The following is a 17,104-nucleotide window of genomic DNA, read 5'->3' as shown; positions in this document are numbered from 1 at the left end:
AAGATTTAGAGGTAAAATTATATGATAAACGAAATAAAAAAACTCAAAAATTCCTGCGTTTAATCATTGCAAAAGAAAAGGAAGATGGCGAAGTTTTTTATTTTTTAACCAACAGTAAAACCTTAACAGCAAAGGATGTGGCAGAAATTTATAGACAACGATGGGAAATTGAAGTGTTTTTTAAATTCATAAAACAGAATCTAAATTTTAGTCATTTGTTAAGCAGAAATATCAATGGCGTAAAAGTAGTAATGTATATGACTTTGATAACGGCTATTTTATTAGTGGTTTATAAAAAACTCAATGAACTCAGAGGATATAAAATTGCAAAATTGAAGTTTGCACAAGAATTAGAAGTTTTAATTATTAAAGACATAGTTGAAAAATGTGGAGGAGATCCAAACAAAGTAAATACAATTTTAAATCCGGAATGAGGTTTCGAACACTTATGGTTCAAGTCCCGCTCTGAGTACTGAAAACTCCAATTGGCTATGGCTGATTGGAGTTTTTTTTGCTTAATGGAATGGAGTGTTTTCTTCAAATAGAAAGAACTTCTGATTGACCCGATCCTGCGTGAGCGATGAAAGCCGTATCCTTTTGCGGGATTTGTCTTTTTCTTTTTAATCAAAACTTTCTTCCGCAAAAGATACAGCGGACAGGCCGGTTCACAGGGAAACGCTATAAAGTATTTGATACTTTTCTGTTAAATTTTGATCAATTTTGACTTTAAATTTATGGTTGGTTAGCCTTTCCAGATACGAATCTGTATTTTTGCTTAAATATTTATAAGTTGACTATGAAAAAAAGTTTTGTATTGTTGGTGCTATTTGTTATTTCAAACCTAGTTGCTCAACAACGCCCTAAGCTGGTTGTAGGAATTGTGGTTGATCAGATGAAAATGGAATATTTATATCGATTTTCGGATGACTTTTCTGCAAACGGATTTAAGAGATTGATGAATAATGGATATACTTTTCAAAATATGCATTATGATTATGTTCCTACTTATACAGCTCCGGGGCACGCCTCTATTTATACAGGAACTACACCATCGACGCATGGAATTGTGGGGAATGAATGGTTTAGCAGGACTCTGGGAAAGCAAATGTACTGTACAGATGATGCTTCGGTAAAAACTGTCGGTGACGGAACTGCAGATGAAGGGGGAATGTCTCCAAAAAACCTGCAAAGCACTACTATTACTGATGAAGTTAGAATGGCGACAAATTTTCAGGGGAAAGTTATTGGAATCAGTCTTAAAGATCGTGGTGCCATTTTACCAGCTGGTCACTTTGCTAATTGGGCTTTTTGGTACAGTAAAACGGGTTCTTTTATTTCCAGTACATTTTATGGAGAAAAATTACCAGAATGGGTATCCGAATTTAATAATGAGAAAAATTATCTGAAATATATAAATAAGGGTTGGGATTTGTATAAACCTGCTTCAACCTATAATGAAAGCCTTCCTGATGATAATCCTTATGAAGGGAAATTATACGGCAGTTTAGCACCTGTTTTTCCATATGATCTTAAAGCGATGTATGAACAAAATGATGCAGGAATATTGAGATCTACTCCTTTTGGAAATGATTTATTAGCTGATTTTGCTAAAAAAGCCATTGAAAAAGAAGAGTTAGGAAAAGACGATATTACTGATTTTCTAACAGTGAGTTTCTCGTCTACAGATTATGTTGGACATTTATTAGGGCCACGTTCTATGGAGCTTCAGGATACTTATTTGCGATTAGACCAAACGATAGCTGATTTTTTAGCTTATCTGGATAAAACAGTTGGTAAAAATAATTATTTGCTTTTTTTAACAGCTGATCATGCCGGAGCGGAAAATGTTATTTATTTGAAAGACCGTAAATATAATGTCGATAATTATCCATCAAAAGATTTTAGAAAGAGTTTACAGGATTTCTCAGTTAAAACATTTGGAGTAGATTTACTTTTGAATTATTCTAATTTTAATATCTTTTTCAATAAACAGATTATTAAAGACAAAGGTTTAGACTTAGCGAAAGTGAAACAAGAATTTAAAGATTTTTTAATTTCGCTGCCACAAGTTAAAAAAGCATACACCGAAGAAGAAATTTTAGCTAATTCCGGAAACGATTACTATTTGAATTTTGTTGCAAAAGGATATGATGCAACACAGGATGGTGATATAGTTTTAATGGGCAAACCTGGTGTTATTGAATATTTACCAACTGGAACTTCGCACGGAACAGCTTATACTTATGATACTCACGTACCAGCAATTTTTTATGGATGGCATATTAAAAAAGGAGAATCTTATGATAAAAAAGCTATTACTGAAATTGCACCAACGATTGCTCAAAAAATAAAAGTTACTTTCCCAAATGGAACAGAAGCTAAAGTAATGCAGGAAGTATTGGATGAAAAGTAATATTTTAGAATTATAAATTTAAACCTGTCTTTTGAGACAGGTTTTTTTTGTGCAAAAAAAAAAAGCTTTTCAATAATTGAAAAGCATTTTTGCTAGTGAATTAGTAAACACTATGTTAGTAATAACTATGCGTTTGCTACTACTAATTCTTCATTAAAAGGAAGATTCCATGCTTCGGCAACTCCTTTGTAAAGGATTTTTCCGTTGGCAATGTTTAAACCTTTTTTCAATTCTTCGTTTTCATTACAAGCTTTTTCCCAGCCTTTATTCGCTAATTGTACTGCATAAGGCAAAGTAGCATTAGTCAAAGCTAAAGTAGATGTATAAGGAACAGCTCCTGGCATATTAGCTACACAATAGTGAACAATATCATCAATAATAAAAGTTGGATTTTCATGTGTTGTTGGAGTACAAGTTTCGATACATCCTCCCTGATCTACAGCAACGTCAACGACAACCGTTCCAGGACGCATTAATTTTAGCATGTCGCGGGTAATTAAGTGCGGTGCTTTTGCTCCCGGAATTAAAACTGCTCCAACAATTAAGTCTGCATCTTTAATTGCTCTGGTGATGTTGTAATGGTTAGACATTTCTGTGTTTACGTTTGCCGGCATAATATCGTCCAATTGACGTAAACGTGGCAAGCTTAAATCCATAATGGTTACCTGAGCACCTAAACCAGCAGCCATTTTTGCAGCCTGAGTTCCTACAATTCCTCCACCTAAAACTAAAACTTTTGCAGGCGGTACACCTGGTACGCCACCTAAAAGAATTCCTCTTCCTTTTAATGGTTTTTCAAGATATTTTGCTCCTTGCTGAATCGCCATACGACCTGCAACTTCAGACATTGGAACTAATAATGGTAAACTACGGTCTGTTTTTTCTACAGTTTCGTAAGCTAGACAAACAGCACCTTTTTCAAGCATTGCATGAGTTAATTCTTCTGAAGAAGCAAAATGGAAGTAAGTGAAAAGTAATTGATCTTTTTTGATTAAAGGGTATTCAGAAGCAATTGGTTCTTTTACTTTAATGATCATTTCTGCAATCGCATAAACTTCTTCAATTGTTGGTAATACAATTGCACCAGCATCTGCATATTCTTCATCGCCGAAACCACTTCCTAAACCGGCAGTAGACTGAACGTAAACTGTATGCCCGTGTTTTTTCATTTCAGAAACACCGGCAGGAGTTAAAGCTACACGGTTTTCATTATTCTTAATTTCTTTTGGAACACCTATTATCATAATTTTATGTATTTTGTTTTTTATAGAGTTATGTTACAAATGTATTAATAGAGAATATATTATTGATAATTAGGCTTTAAATAAGAAAATATTATTTTATGTTGTATTTTTACAGAAAATTATTCTTTATAGATTCATTTTTATTTCTTTAAAAAGAAAAAATGACTGATTTTGGTTAAATATAGAAAACGTTTTCGTTATGGCTTTAGATGAAATTGATAAGAAAATCTTACGTCTTTTACAGGAAAATGCTCATTACACACTGAAAGACATTGCAAACAAAATAAATTTGTCATTAACACCCGTTCATGATAGAGTTAAACGTCTTGAAAAAGAAGGTGTTATAGAGAAGTATGTTTCAATTTTAAACAAGAAAAAGCTAGGCAATAATCTAACTGTTTATTGTCAGGTAACTTTAACAAAACAGACCTATGATACATCGGAAGGTTTTAACCAGTCGATTTTAAATATGCCTGAAGTTGTTGAGTGCAATTATGTTTCTGGAAATTTTGATTATATGCTGAAAATTATTATTCCGGATATGGAAAGCTATCATTATTTTCATCAAAAGAAATTATCGGTTTTACCTGAAGTCTCCTTAATTAATACTGTTTTTGTAATTTCTGAAGTAAAGAGTACAACTGTACTTCCTATTTAAAATAAAAAACCACCAGAAAAACCCTGATGGTTTAAGAGATGGTTGGTTTTTATATTAATAATAAGTGAATCTTCTAACTTTGGCAATATATTTTGCTAAACGAATTACCTGGTGACTATAACCGTATTCATTGTCATACCAAATGTAAAGAATAATATTTTTTCCGTCTTTAGAAACAATTGTTGCATTACTGTCATAAATTGCAGGGGCAGAAGTTCCAATAATGTCAGATGAAACGAGTTCATTATTTAATGAATATTTAATTTGTTCTACCAATTCGCCTTCTAAGGCATATTTCTTCATTATTTTATTTACAGCAGTTATTGAGGTTGCTTTTTTGACTTCTAAGTTTACAACTACTAATGATCCGTTTGGAACCGGAACTCTAATAGCATTTGAAGTCAGTTTTCCTTCAAGTGACGGAATTGCTTTTGCAACTGCATTCCCCGCCCCCGTTTCGGTAATAACCATGTTTAAGGCTGCAGCTCTTCCGCGACGGTATTTTTTGTGCATATTGTCAACCAGATTCTGATCGTTTGTATAGGCGTGAATAGTTTCCAGATGGCCTTTTGCAATTCCTAAACTATCTTCAATAACTTTTAAAATAGGGGTTATGGCATTTGTAGTACATGATGCAGCCGAAAAAATAGCTGTATCATCAGGATTGTATTCGTTATGGTTTACGCCATATACAATATTTGGAACTCCTTTTCCGGGTGCTGTCAACAATACTTTACTGACTCCTTTTGAAATTAAATGTTTTTTTAAAGCTTCTTCAGATGTAAAAGCTCCACTGTTGTCAATGACAAGTGCGTCATTAATGCTGTATTGTGTATAATCTATTTCTTCAGGCGAATTTGCATTGATTATGTTTACTGTAGTTCCGTTAATAATCAAAGCATTATTTTTTGGGTCTGCTGTTACTGAACCCTGGAAATTTCCGTGAATTGAGTCATGTCTTAATAGAGAAGCTCTTTTCTCTAAGATCACTGAATCAATTTTATCCCGGGTCACAATTGCTCTCAGGCGTAACTGGTTTCCTTTTCCGGTTTTTGACATTAGTTCTCTTGCCAATAAACGTCCAATTCTTCCAAAGCCATACAGAACGACATCTTTAGGCTGAATTTCTTTAGATGATTTGGCTTTTTTTAATTTATCCATTACAAAATATCTGGCATCCGGATATTTTTCTTCTTCCAACTGATATTCATATGTCAATTTTCCAAGATCTAATTTAGCAGGTGGAAAATCTAATGATAAAATGACTTTAGCAATTTCAACAGAATCAAAAATGCTGATTGGCTTGCCGACAAATTCTCCTGCATATTGATGCAAATTGATAATGTCACTGACATTTTTATCCAACAACTGATTCTTAAATAAAACCATTTCGATGGATTTGTCATACCATAAATCACTTATGATTTTAATTAATTGGACTCCAGCTCTTCTTCGGTCGACTTGTAGAGATACTTCTTTTTGGTACAAAGTTTTGTTGTTCATAATTGATTGAATTAAAAAAATAAAACGCTCACTATTTTAAAATTTTGCGCAAAACTACTTATTTCAATCGATTTCGTAACTTGTTTTGTAATTTATTTTTGAAAAATAAAAAAGCCACCTTAATTTTTTAAGATGGCTTTTGGTAATATTTAGTCTCAGTTTAAAACTTTGATGTGACTATTTTTAAATGATAATTCTAAAGATTTCTCCGTTTTTATTGATCATTTCAATTCGGATACTTTGACCTTCATCTTTTTTGTTTAGAAGTTTTGAAACAGTTTCAACATTTGTTGCTTTTATGTTGTCTATGCTTAAAATGATATTCCCCTGCAATTCATTTTGATATTGCATCAAATTCTCATTGGTTATGTTTTTAATTTTAACTCCATAATCAATTTTGAATTTCTTTTTGTCAACAGCATCAATATTTTCTAATTCGATTCCTTTAAACTCGGTACTAAAAAACTCATTTTTGCTTAATGTTACAGGAACCACTTTCGATTTTCCTTCTCGCATGTAGGTTACCTGTACCACGTCATTTGGTCTTTTGGTATTGATATAACCGGAAAGATCGGCAAATGTTGAAATATTCTGACTGTCTAATTTTATAATGATGTCACCTTTTGTAAGACCGGCTTTTTGAGCCCCGGATTTAGGGGTAACTTTATTGATGTAAAAACCCTGTGTTTCAGAAATACCCAACTCTTTTGAAGCATTACTATTTAATTCACCGCCTTCAACACCTAAGATTCCTCTTTGTACATTTCCGAATTCCATTATATCTTCAACAATTTTACGGGCATTATTTGATGGAACTGCAAAAGAATATCCAACATATGATCCGGTCATGGAAGAAATCATAGTATTAATTCCAATTAATTCTCCACGGGTATTAACCAGTGCTCCACCACTGTTTCCAGGGTTTACGGCAGCATCAGTCTGAATAAAGGACTGGATTCCACTCGTGTCAAGATTTCTGGCTTTCGCTGAAACAATTCCGGCTGTAACAGTAGAAGTTAAGTTGTAAGGATTCCCAACTGCCAAAACCCATTCTCCAACTTTTACGCTGTCAGAATTTGCAAAAGCAGTGTATGGAAGTTTTTCGTCAGCATCAATTTTCAATAAAGCAATATCCATTTTAGAGTCTGTTCCAATCAGTTTTGCTTTATATGATTTTTTATTATTTAAGGTAATTTCAATTTCGGTAGCATCCTTAATAACGTGATTATTTGTTACAATGTAACCGTCTTCAGAAATAATAACACCTGAACCAGTTCCAACCTGTTCCTGCTGTTGTTGTCCTCCATAACCGTAGAAAAACTCCAGCATCGGATTACTAACTGTTCTGCGCGAAACATTTTTAACGTGAACAACAGTATGAATTGTTTTATCAGCAGCTTCAGTAAAATCTACTGTTTCGGCAGCCAGACCAACATTTCTGCCAAATGAATTCGGGGCAAGAGTAACAACAGAATTTTCTCTTCCCAAAAAAGAATTGTTGCCATCAAATAATAATTTGTAAGCCCCAAGAGTAGTAGCACCACTCAATAATGATACTAAAAATAAGCTTGAAAATCTTTTCATAATTAGGATTTATGTTTAAGTTACTTATGTAAAATTAATAGAAAAAAATATTTTGAAAAATGGTTTAACGCTCTTTAACATTGATTAACATTTCATTAATTAATACTTCGTACTTTTGTACTTCTAACAACTAAAAAATGCAAATAGAATTTTATAAATATCAGGGTACCGGAAACGATTTTGTAATGATTGATAACCGTTCAGATTTCTTTCCTAAAGAAGATGTAAAACTTACAGAACGCTTATGTGACAGACGTTTCGGAATTGGTGCTGACGGCCTTATTTTACTGGAAAATGATGCTGAAACCGATTTCAAAATGGTATATTACAACTCAGATGGAAACGAAAGTTCAATGTGTGGGAACGGAGGCCGTTGTCTTGTAGCTTTTGCTAATCAATTAGGCGTTATTGAAAATAAAACCACCTTTATTGCTACAGATGGTTTGCATCATGCAACTGTAAATAATGACTCAATTGTTTCATTGCAGATGATTGATGTTGATGAAGTTCAAAAGAAAGATTCCTATACTTTTTTAAATACCGGTTCGCCCCATCATGTACAAATTGTAGATGATTTGGAACATTATAATGTAAAAGAAAACGGAGCAGCAATTCGTTACGGAGAATTGTACGGACAAAAGGGAAGCAATATTAATTTCGTCAAAAAAATCAATGATTCTGAATTTTCACTTCGAACTTATGAAAGAGGAGTTGAGGATGAGACTTTAGCTTGTGGTACTGGTGCAACGGCTGTAGCAATTGCCATGAATGCAACCGGACAGACGGATAAAACTTCAATTGATATAAATGTTGAAGGAGGAAAACTGGCCGTTTCTTTTGATAAATTAGGAGAACATTTTACGAATGTTTTTTTAATTGGTCCTGCAAAATTTGTTTTTAAAGGAATAATAGAGATTTAATTTCACTATATTAATATCAAAAAAACCTTGAGAAAAATTTTCTGTATTGGATTCTTATTTTTTACGTTATTAAACACGTATGCATGCTTGAATGGCGAAAAATACATCATGAAAAACGGTGGCTATCTTTATATGGATTATGCTGATGCTTTGCCATTTGGACATAATTTTCCTATCAGTAGAAATATGGAGCGTGTTAAATTTGAGCTTGATAGTTTGTATAAAAAAACAAAAGATCTAGATTATTTATCTGATAAAGGATATATTCTGATTCTTGAAAAGAGATATGACGAAGCTTTGAAACTCTATTTAAAAATAGAAAAATTAAAACCAAACCGATATTCTACAGCTTCAAACATAGGAACATTGTATGAATTAATGGGGAATAATAAAGAGGCTTTAAGGTGGATCAATAAATCGATTACTATTAATTCTAAATCACATAATGGTTCAGAATGGCTTCATTCTAGAATTTTAGAAGCAAAAATAAATGGAGAAAAGTTTCAAAACTCTAAATTTTTATTAAACACAGATTTTGGAAATGAGATAAAACCTATTTCTAAATTGGACACAATTCAACTAAATAAATTAGATAAATCTTTATATTATCAGTTAAATGAAAGGCTATCATTTATTCAGCCTAAAGATAATATAATTGCAATATTGATGTTTGAATTAGGGAATATAAAAATGCTCAAAAGACAATTTAATACTGCAAAGCCAATTCTGGAAAAGGCGAAAGAATACGGTTTAAAAAGTCCGGTTTTAGAAAAAAGATTGATTTATGCAAAACATGTCCTGAATCCTAAGCCAATTTTTAAAAATAGAAACTCGAACGATAGTGCCGAAATAGATTATGTAAGAACATTGCTTTCATTTATTCTGGCAGTTGTTGCAATCAGTCTTTTATATTTGATTTTTCTATCAAAATCCGGAAATCAAAAAGCTACATTGTAATGATAACTCTTAAAGGCAAAAATATTTATCTGCGCGCATTAGAGCCTAATGATTTAGAGTTCGTTTATGCTATGGAAAATGATCAAAGCATTTGGGAAGTCAGCAATACGCAAACACCATATAGCCGTTTTTTGGTTCGGCAATATCTTGAAAACGCACATCAGGACATTTATGAAGCGAAACAATTCCGTTTGGCAATCTGTCAGGATGAAGATTTTCCGGCTATAGGATTAATTGATTTATTTGAATTTGATCCGAAAAATAATAGAGCAGGAGTTGGTATTGTAATTCAGAATAAGGAAAATCGAAATCAAAATATTGGTTCTGAGGCTTTAGAGTTATTAATTAAGTATTCTTTTTATAATTTGAACTTACATCAATTATATGCAAATATTAGCGTAAGAAATGTAGCAAGTATAGCTCTTTTTACTAAATTTGGCTTTGAGCAAACAGGAATTAAAAAAGATTGGATTTTGCTAAATGGACAATATCAGGACGAAGCAATTTTTCAGTTAATTAACAAACAAATTTAAATTTTAAACTTTGAACTTTAAAAAGATTATCACGATAGTTGCCGTAGCTGTTATTTCAGTTTTAATGATTTACGGATTTATACTTATTAGCAGAATTTTTAGTGCCAATACAAAATTTGAAGAAAAAGAACTTTACGTATATGTTCCTACTGATGCTACTTATGCTGATGTTAAAAAAATATTAGAACCTTATATTAAGAATTTCGATAATTTCGAAATGGTTGCCAGTAAACGCAGTTATCCTGAAAATGTAAAATCAGGGCGTTTTTTACTTAAAAAAGATATGAACAATATTGATTTGGTTCGTGCAATGCGATCTAATGTTCCGGTTAAACTTGCGTTTAATAATCAGGAGCGCTTAGAGAATTTTGCCGGAAGGATAGGTTCACAAATTGAAGCTGATAGTTTGTCATTGTTGAAAGCCATAAAAGATTCTACTTTCTTAAAAGAAAATGGTTTTAATGAAGAGAATGTTTTTGCCATGTTTATTCCAAATACTTATGAAGTTTACTGGAATACTTCGGCAATAAAATTCCGTGATAAAATGATTAAGGAATATCACAATTTTTGGACAGCTGAAAGAATCGAAAAAGCTAAAAAACAAGGTTTAACCCCAGTTCAGGCAACAATTTTAGCCTCTATTGTACATAAAGAATCAGTTAAAAAAGATGAAAGACCTCGTATCGCGGGTGTTTATTTAAATCGCTTACGCTTAGAAATGCCTTTACAAGCAGATCCAACTGTGATTTATGCCTTAAAATTACGTGACAATAATTTTGATCAGGTTATCAAAAGAGTATTTTATAATGATTTGATTATGAAATCTCCTTATAATACTTACGTGAATATAGGACTTCCTCCGGGACCAATTGCAATGCCGGATATTACTGCTGTTGAAGCGGTTTTAAACCCTGAAAAACACGATTATATTTATTTTTGTGCCAGTATCGATCGTTTTGGTTATCATGAATTTGCCTCAACTTATGAGCAGCACACCATTAATGCAAAAAAATATTCAGACTGGATTGCCGGTCAGGGCGTAACAAGATAGTTTTGAATTTTAAAATTTCCTTTTTCTTATCGGTTTTATTCATTTTGAGTTTTCAATTTATTGAAGCACAGAATAAAATTGAGAATTTTTTAAAGCCTTTAGATACTTTAAATAAAAAGAGACAAAATACAGTTGTTATAACTGAGGCCGCTTTGGCCTCAGTTACTTTAATTGGTTTGAATCAGATTTGGTATGCCGATTATCCGAAATCTAATTTTCATTTTATAAATGATAATGACGAATGGCTCCAAATGGATAAAATAGGCCATTTTTATTCGGCGTATCATTTAGGAAGATTCGGAGCTGAAGCGTTGAATTGGAGTGGTGCAAGTAAAAAAAAGCAATTGATTTATGGAGCAGGTGTAGGTTTTGCCTTTCTCACTGCTGTTGAAGTTTTAGATGGATACTCTGCAGAATGGGGTGCATCTTCGGGTGATTTAATTGCTAATGCAACCGGAACTGCTTTATATGTTTCTCAGGAATTACTTTGGAATGAACAACGAATAACGCCTAAATTTTCCTTCCATACGACTCAATATGCGAATAAAAGACCTGATAAGCTTGGGAGTTCGCTTAATGAACAGATTTTAAAAGACTATAATGGACAGACGTATTGGTTATCTGTAAATCTGTATTCTTTTGCTAAAGAAACAAAAATTCCGAAGTGGTTAAATGTAGCTTTTGGATATGGAGCTGATGGAATGTTATCCGGAAACAATAAAAATGAAAATTTCGTTTTAGCTCAAAATCCTGAAAATTTTCGTCAGATTTATCTTTCTTTTGATGTTGATTTAGCTAAAATTAACACAAAATCACATTTTTTTAAAACTATTTTTTCCGTTTTTAATACGATAAAAATTCCGGCTCCAACTCTCGAATATACCGCCAATAAAGGGCTTAAAGGACATTTGTTTTATTTTTAAAAATGCTATTTTATTGATTATCAGCATTGTTTTGAATTTATTACCTTTGCACCGTAGAAATTTCAAAAAGGTGACAGCGTTTTGAAGAAAAACAATTTATGATAAAGAAATGGTATTTTTATGCGGGTTTAATCGTTATTATTACATTTTTAAGTTTGGGTTTTAAACCCTTTAGTCTGAAAGCCAAACCCTGGTTTATTACAGAAAAAACAGATGGAGCAGAATACTTATTTCCATCGGAAGAAGAGGGTGATTATCCTAATATAAGTGTTCCATACACCGGAAACCATTTTATAGGTTTCAAAGAAGCAGTTGCTTTTAAAGAGTCCCAAGGAAAATACCGAAAAGTAAATTCTATTGGTTACATGGGAAAATATCAATTTGGCTCTAAGACTTTAAGATCAGTAGGTATTCAAAATGATGAAGCCTTTTTAAGGGATCCGGCTTTACAAGAAAAAGCATTTATTGCACTGTTATCAAAAAACAAATGGATATTACGTCGTGAAATTGCCAAATATGAAGGCAAAACGATCAATGGCCTAGAAATTACCGAATCAGGGATTTTAGCAGCAGCACATTTAGGTGGTGCAGGTTCAGTAAAAAACTTCTTTAAAAACAATGGTAACAGACATTTTAGAGATGCTTATGGTACCTCTTTAAGAAGCTACATGAAGGCTTTTGGCGGCTATGATCTCTCTTACATTGAAGCAGATAGTAATGCTACTATTAACGATTAAGAATTTGAAAAAAAATCCCGAATCTATCGGGATTTTTTTATAGAAAAATTAGTTTAATCTATTAATATTTCTAAAATTTTGATTGCTGCTTCACTAATCTTTGTTCCTGGGCCAAAAATAGCAATTGCACCCGCATCAAATAAATATTGATAATCCTGCTTAGGTATAACACCTCCAACAATTACCATAATATCTTCACGACCATGTTTTTTTAGCTCTTCGATAACTTGAGGGACTAATGTTTTGTGACCTGCTGCAAGTGATGAAACACCTAAAATATGAACATCGTTTTCAATAGCTTGTTTTGCAGCTTCTGCTGGTGTTTGAAACAAAGGACCAATATCTACATCAAAACCTACATCAGCATATCCTGTTGCTACTACTTTTGCTCCACGGTCATGTCCGTCCTGTCCCATTTTTGCAATCATAATTCTGGGACGCCTTCCTTCTTGTTTTGCAAAAACGTCAGCAAGCTGCTTTGCTTTTTCAAAACTTTCATCGTTTTTAATTGCTGCACTATACACACCACTAACAGATTTTATTTGAGCCTTGAACCGGCCAAAAATACTTTCGAGGGCATCACTAATTTCGCCTAAAGTTGCTCTGTTTCGGGCACCTTCGATAGCAATTTCCAGTAAATTTCCCTGGCCGGTTTTAGCACAATGAATTAATTTTTCGAGTGATTGGTTTACTTTTTCAGTATTTCGGGTTGCTTTTATTCTTGAAAGATGCTCAATTTGCTGTTTGCGAACCATTTGGTTGTCAACATCTAAAATATGTAGAGGATCTTCCTTTTCTAATCTAAATTTATTTACACCTACAATAATATCTTGCCCACTGTCAATTCTTGCTTGTTTTTTCGCTGCAGCTTCTTCAATTCTAAGTTTTGGAATTCCGGTTTCAATGGCTTTCGTCATGCCACCTAATTCTTCTACTTCCTCAATAAGCTTCCAGGTTTTTTCTACCATTTCATTGGTAAGACTCTCAATATAATAACTTCCTGCCCAGGGATCTACCGTTTTGGTAATTTTGGTTTCTTCCTGTAAAAAAATCTGTGTGTTACGTGCGATTCTTGCAGAAAAGTCTGTTGGTAAAGCAATTGCTTCGTCAAGGGCATTGGTGTGTAATGATTGGGTTCCTCCAAAAGCTGCCGCTGAAGCTTCAATACAAGTTCGGGTCACATTATTAAAAGGATCCTGTTCTGTTAAACTCCAGCCGCTTGTCTGGCAATGTGTTCTTAAAACTAATGATTTGTCACTTTTTGGATTAAATTGTTTTACGAGTTTGGCCCATATCATCCTTCCGGCTCTCATTTTGGCAATTTCCATAAAATGATTCATTCCAATTGCCCAGAAAAATGATAATCTTGGTGCAAATTCATCAATGCTCATACCTGTTGATAATCCGGTTCTGATGTATTCTAAACCATCAGCAAGAGTGTACGCTAATTCAATATGAGCAGTTGCACCCGCTTCCTGCATGTGATATCCTGAAATTGAGATAGAATTGAATTTTGGCATTTTTTTGCTTGTAAATTCAAAAATATCGGCAATGATTTTCATCGAAGGAGTTGGTGGATAAATGTAAGTATTACGAACCATGAACTCTTTCAAGATATCATTCTGAATTGTTCCTGACAATTTTTCAATTGTTACGCCTTGTTCTTCAGCTGCTACAATATAAAATGCCATAATTGGTAAAACTGCCCCATTCATAGTCATTGAAACTGACATTTCATCCAATGGAATCTGATCAAATAGTACTTTCATGTCTTCGACAGAATCAATGGCAACCCCGGCTTTTCCGACATCCCCAACCACTCTTTCATGATCTGAATCGTAACCTCGATGTGTTGGCAAATCAAAAGCTATGGATAAGCCCTTTTGACCGGCTGCTAAATTTTTTCTATAAAAAGTATTGCTTTCTTCTGCTGTTGAAAACCCCGCATACTGGCGGATTGTCCAAGGTTTTTGTACATACATAGTTGTATAAGGACCTCGAAGGTTTGGAGGAAAACCTGCGGCAAAATCTAAAAATTCGAATTCCTCAATATCTTTTTCAGAATATTTTTTTTTGATTTCGATTCCTTCTGCTGTAGTAAAGTTATCAATCAGAGATTCTGAATCATGTAATTGTTCATTTGATTCATCACTTTTAACTTTTAACTTAATATGTTTAAGGTCTTTTCTCAATTGTAAAGTCATTTTAAAAAAGGTTCAATTCACTATCTCTTGATGTATGAAAAATAGACTTAATTACGATGCAATTTTCGTAAATCGAATAATGTATAGCATATGGAAAAGTTTTGAAAAATATGATTCTTATACTGTCATATTTTATTTGAAATAAAAATGGATCTGTTTTAATAATAGCTAAGCTTTTTTTAAAGCAATCATTAAATCTGATAGCTAATTTTGGGTGTGTGTTTCGATACCATAGTAATGATTTTTTATAATCTATTTTAGCTTCTTCAAGGATTACTATTTTATAATTCACTTTCAATTTCTTTTAAAAAATCGTCAATGTCAGTAACATTATTTGGGTTTTTTAAATAGTTCTCAGTTCTTTCCCTAACCTGATCAATTTGCCATTGAGGGATTTTGTATTCGTCATTTTGAACAGGCAAAATAATTACTTCTACTTCATTTGCAGTAAAATCTTCAGGTAAAATAACAGTTACAGAATGGTTTTTTACTGATATTATTCGTCTTATTGCTTCCATAAATTATTTAGTTTTATCAAATATAACTGTTTCAAATTAGTCTTACTCAAGTTCTAAACGTTCTTGTTCCAGTTTTTCGGCTAATCTTTTTTCAATTATAGGTGTAATCAATGTTTTTCTGGGTTTTATTTTTACAAAGGGAAACAGTTCTAAATCATGTTTCATTTTGTCTTCCGGGTTTGGATATTTATTTGTACCTAATAAAACTTCTTTTTTGGTATCGAATAATTCCTGTTCTTTATTAGCGCTTTCCTGAATTTTCTTTTTGATGCTTCCATCATTCAAAAGTTTCAAAAAGCCTCCGTTAGCTTCAATATCTTTAAATAGAGCGAGACTTTTTTCGGCTAGTTGAATGGTTAAACTTTCAATATAATAACTGCCATCAGCAGGATTGTCCACCTTGTCGAAGTAACTTTCATGCTTTAATATCAATAATTGATTTCTAGCAATCCGGTCACCAAATTCATTGTCTTTGTGGTACAAAGAATCGTAAGGCAAATTGGCAACAGTATCTGCCCCTCCTAATATTGCCGACATGCATTCTGTCGTGGTGCGAAGCATGTTGACATTGTAATCGTATATGGTTTTATTGCGTTTGGTTGGCGTAACCAATAAATGACACTCCAAATCAGGATTGTATTCGGCAGCAATTAAGTTGAAAAGTATTCGCAGGGCACGAAGTTTTGCAATTTCAAAGAAATAATTAGTTCCTACAGCTACCTGAAATACAATTGGTTTCTTTAAATCCGGAAAGCGATTCAGGTATTCGTTTGCATGCGACAGACTGTATGCGATCTGCTGTGTTATATTGGCTCCGGCATTTTGGTAGAGACCTGAGTCAATACTTAATAGGGAAAGATTTGCTGTTGCTTTTGAAATCTTTTCGAGTGTTTCAAAATTATTTTTATCAGATGTCGCAAACCAATTTCCTTCTCTGGCTAAATGGCCAATTGGATCTAAATTGCAATAAAAAACAGTTTTTTTTTGAATTGAAATAGTATCCAGTTTTTTTACGAAATCGATTGAAATAAAATTCAAATTAAAGTAAACGATTCGGTTTTCTAAAGGAAGATTTTCTAATAATTTTTGAATGTCTATTTTTTCATTTTGAATGGTAAAACGCAAACTTTCGGCACCTCTTTCAAGGGTGTCTATTGCTTTTTGAATCGATTTTTCAACATCGTAAACAAATATGTTTTGGCAGATTTTAAAATTAGAAGCCTGAGTTTCTATCTGGGAAGTTTTGAAATCTTCATCATAATGGTAAAATGGCTTTACCTGTATATCTTCAGGAGAATTCCAGATTACAGTTTTGTTGTAATCGGCACCCTCCAGTTCAAACTGAATTTTTTGTTTCCATTGTTTGGATGAAATCGGACTAAAATCGTCGAATAGGGTAGTAGCCATTAGTTTTATGTTTATTCTTTTTCCTGAATTGTATCGCCTTCAAATTTAATAATGTATATGTCTTCGCTGTCTTTTTTCATGAAGTACTTTTCGCGGGCGTATTTCTCTATTTGTTCAGGATTTTTGAGTTGTTTGATCTGTTCCTGGTCTTTTTTGATTTCTTCCTGATAATAGGTTTTATTGTCTTCAAGTTCGTTAATCTGATTATTTAAAAACCGATGGTCGAAATAAGAATAATTATCTAAAAATAGCATCCAAACTATAAAAAACAGTAAAACCCAAACATATTTATTGCTTAGAAATTTGAACCATTTTTTGTCTTTGTATGGATTTTTCATTTTAATTTATTTTTAACCGATTACTTCTTTTAAGGAGATTTACCTTTTTAGCCCCGATTACTTCACAAAGTTTATTTTTTTATTTGTGTTCAGTGAACTTCGTTTGAGCCGATA

16 protein-coding genes are annotated in these 17,104 nt (G+C 32.8%); 9 read left to right on the top strand and 7 right to left on the bottom strand.

The annotated features are described in order from the left end of the window. Both FLACHUCJ7_RS12270 and pafA read left to right on the top strand, forming a co-directional pair. Nucleotides 1-434, top strand: a 434-nt coding sequence (locus FLACHUCJ7_RS12270; protein ID WP_180909085.1) for a transposase, incomplete at its 5' end; no start/stop codon positions are given. 362 nt (nucleotides 435-796) lie between these two features. Further along, nucleotides 797-2,413 (top strand): alkaline phosphatase PafA, encoded by a 1,617-nt coding sequence (gene pafA, locus FLACHUCJ7_RS12265; protein ID WP_180909084.1) that lies wholly within the window; start codon nucleotides 797-799, stop codon nucleotides 2,411-2,413. Between the two features lie 125 nt (nucleotides 2,414-2,538). Here the strand turns inward: pafA and ald are convergent, their stop codons facing one another. Beyond that, nucleotides 2,539-3,657: an alanine dehydrogenase gene (ald, locus tag FLACHUCJ7_RS12260; RefSeq protein WP_180909083.1), complete on the bottom strand. Its 1,119-nt coding sequence runs from the start codon at nucleotides 3,655-3,657 to the stop codon at nucleotides 2,539-2,541. Between the two features lie 199 nt (nucleotides 3,658-3,856). On the opposite strand from ald, the gene FLACHUCJ7_RS12255 reads away from it, so the two are divergent. After that, a complete protein-coding gene (locus FLACHUCJ7_RS12255; protein WP_031456201.1) occupies nucleotides 3,857-4,315 on the top strand; it encodes an Lrp/AsnC family transcriptional regulator in 459 nt (152 codons plus the stop codon). Nucleotides 4,316-4,369: 54 nt separating this feature from the next. Here FLACHUCJ7_RS12255 and FLACHUCJ7_RS12250 read toward each other — a convergent pair whose 3' ends face one another. After that, nucleotides 4,370-5,818, bottom strand: coding sequence for a glyceraldehyde-3-phosphate dehydrogenase (locus FLACHUCJ7_RS12250; protein ID WP_180909082.1), 1,449 nt, complete (start codon nucleotides 5,816-5,818; stop codon nucleotides 4,370-4,372). Between the two features lie 183 nt (nucleotides 5,819-6,001). After that, on the bottom strand, nucleotides 6,002-7,402 hold the full coding sequence (locus FLACHUCJ7_RS12245; RefSeq protein WP_078226036.1) for a trypsin-like peptidase domain-containing protein: 1,401 nt from the start codon (nucleotides 7,400-7,402) through the stop codon (nucleotides 6,002-6,004). A gap of 137 nt (nucleotides 7,403-7,539) precedes the next feature. Here FLACHUCJ7_RS12245 and dapF point away from each other — a divergent pair, with 137 nt between their 5' ends. The 6 genes from dapF to FLACHUCJ7_RS12215 all read left to right on the top strand — a co-directional run bounded on the left by dapF (nucleotide 7,540) and on the right by FLACHUCJ7_RS12215 (nucleotide 12,523). Then, the gene (gene dapF, locus FLACHUCJ7_RS12240) at nucleotides 7,540-8,322 is read left to right on the top strand and encodes a diaminopimelate epimerase (RefSeq protein WP_180909081.1); all 783 of its coding nucleotides are present in this window, start codon (nucleotides 7,540-7,542) and stop codon (nucleotides 8,320-8,322) included. Between the two features lie 108 nt (nucleotides 8,323-8,430). Continuing rightward, nucleotides 8,431-9,279, top strand: a complete 849-nt coding sequence (locus tag FLACHUCJ7_RS12235; protein WP_180909080.1) for a tetratricopeptide repeat protein — start codon at nucleotides 8,431-8,433, stop codon at nucleotides 9,277-9,279. Continuing rightward, nucleotides 9,279-9,812 (top strand): GNAT family N-acetyltransferase, encoded by a 534-nt coding sequence (locus FLACHUCJ7_RS12230; RefSeq protein ID WP_180909079.1) that lies wholly within the window; start codon nucleotides 9,279-9,281, stop codon nucleotides 9,810-9,812. The genes FLACHUCJ7_RS12235 and FLACHUCJ7_RS12230 overlap by 1 nt, the downstream gene beginning before the upstream one ends. Nucleotides 9,813-9,822: 10 nt before the next feature. Beyond that, nucleotides 9,823-10,863: an endolytic transglycosylase MltG gene (gene mltG / locus FLACHUCJ7_RS12225; RefSeq protein ID WP_180909078.1), complete on the top strand. Its 1,041-nt coding sequence runs from the start codon at nucleotides 9,823-9,825 to the stop codon at nucleotides 10,861-10,863. Nucleotides 10,864-10,865: 2 nt separating this feature from the next. Further along, on the top strand, nucleotides 10,866-11,786 hold the full coding sequence (locus FLACHUCJ7_RS12220) for a DUF2279 domain-containing protein (protein ID WP_180909077.1): 921 nt from the start codon (nucleotides 10,866-10,868) through the stop codon (nucleotides 11,784-11,786). 98 nt (nucleotides 11,787-11,884) lie between these two features. Beyond that, complete coding sequence (locus FLACHUCJ7_RS12215; protein WP_180909076.1) at nucleotides 11,885-12,523, top strand: peptidoglycan-binding protein LysM; 639 nt, start codon at nucleotides 11,885-11,887, stop codon at nucleotides 12,521-12,523. A gap of 53 nt (nucleotides 12,524-12,576) precedes the next feature. Here FLACHUCJ7_RS12215 and scpA read toward each other — a convergent pair whose 3' ends face one another. The 4 genes from scpA to FLACHUCJ7_RS12195 form a co-directional block, all read right to left on the bottom strand. After that, nucleotides 12,577-14,727, bottom strand: a complete 2,151-nt coding sequence (gene scpA / locus FLACHUCJ7_RS12210; RefSeq protein WP_180909075.1) for a methylmalonyl-CoA mutase — start codon at nucleotides 14,725-14,727, stop codon at nucleotides 12,577-12,579. A 281-nt stretch (nucleotides 14,728-15,008) separates the two neighbouring features. Then, a complete protein-coding gene (locus tag FLACHUCJ7_RS12205) occupies nucleotides 15,009-15,245 on the bottom strand; it encodes a hypothetical protein (RefSeq protein WP_180909074.1) in 237 nt (78 codons plus the stop codon). Nucleotides 15,246-15,287: 42 nt separating this feature from the next. Continuing rightward, nucleotides 15,288-16,652 (bottom strand): methylmalonyl-CoA mutase subunit beta, encoded by a 1,365-nt coding sequence (locus tag FLACHUCJ7_RS12200; protein WP_180909073.1) that lies wholly within the window; start codon nucleotides 16,650-16,652, stop codon nucleotides 15,288-15,290. An 11-nt stretch (nucleotides 16,653-16,663) separates the two neighbouring features. Next, nucleotides 16,664-16,990: an FtsB family cell division protein gene (locus tag FLACHUCJ7_RS12195; protein ID WP_031456190.1), complete on the bottom strand. Its 327-nt coding sequence runs from the start codon at nucleotides 16,988-16,990 to the stop codon at nucleotides 16,664-16,666. Between the last annotated feature and the right edge of the window lie 114 nt (nucleotides 16,991-17,104).

Origin of the sequence: Flavobacterium salmonis, assembly GCF_903819435.1 — a bacterium.
GTDB classification, from domain to species: domain Bacteria; phylum Bacteroidota; class Bacteroidia; order Flavobacteriales; family Flavobacteriaceae; genus Flavobacterium; species Flavobacterium chungangense.
Note: the sequence above shows the minus strand (reverse complement) of the source record. Positions and strands in the feature narration are given on the sequence as shown.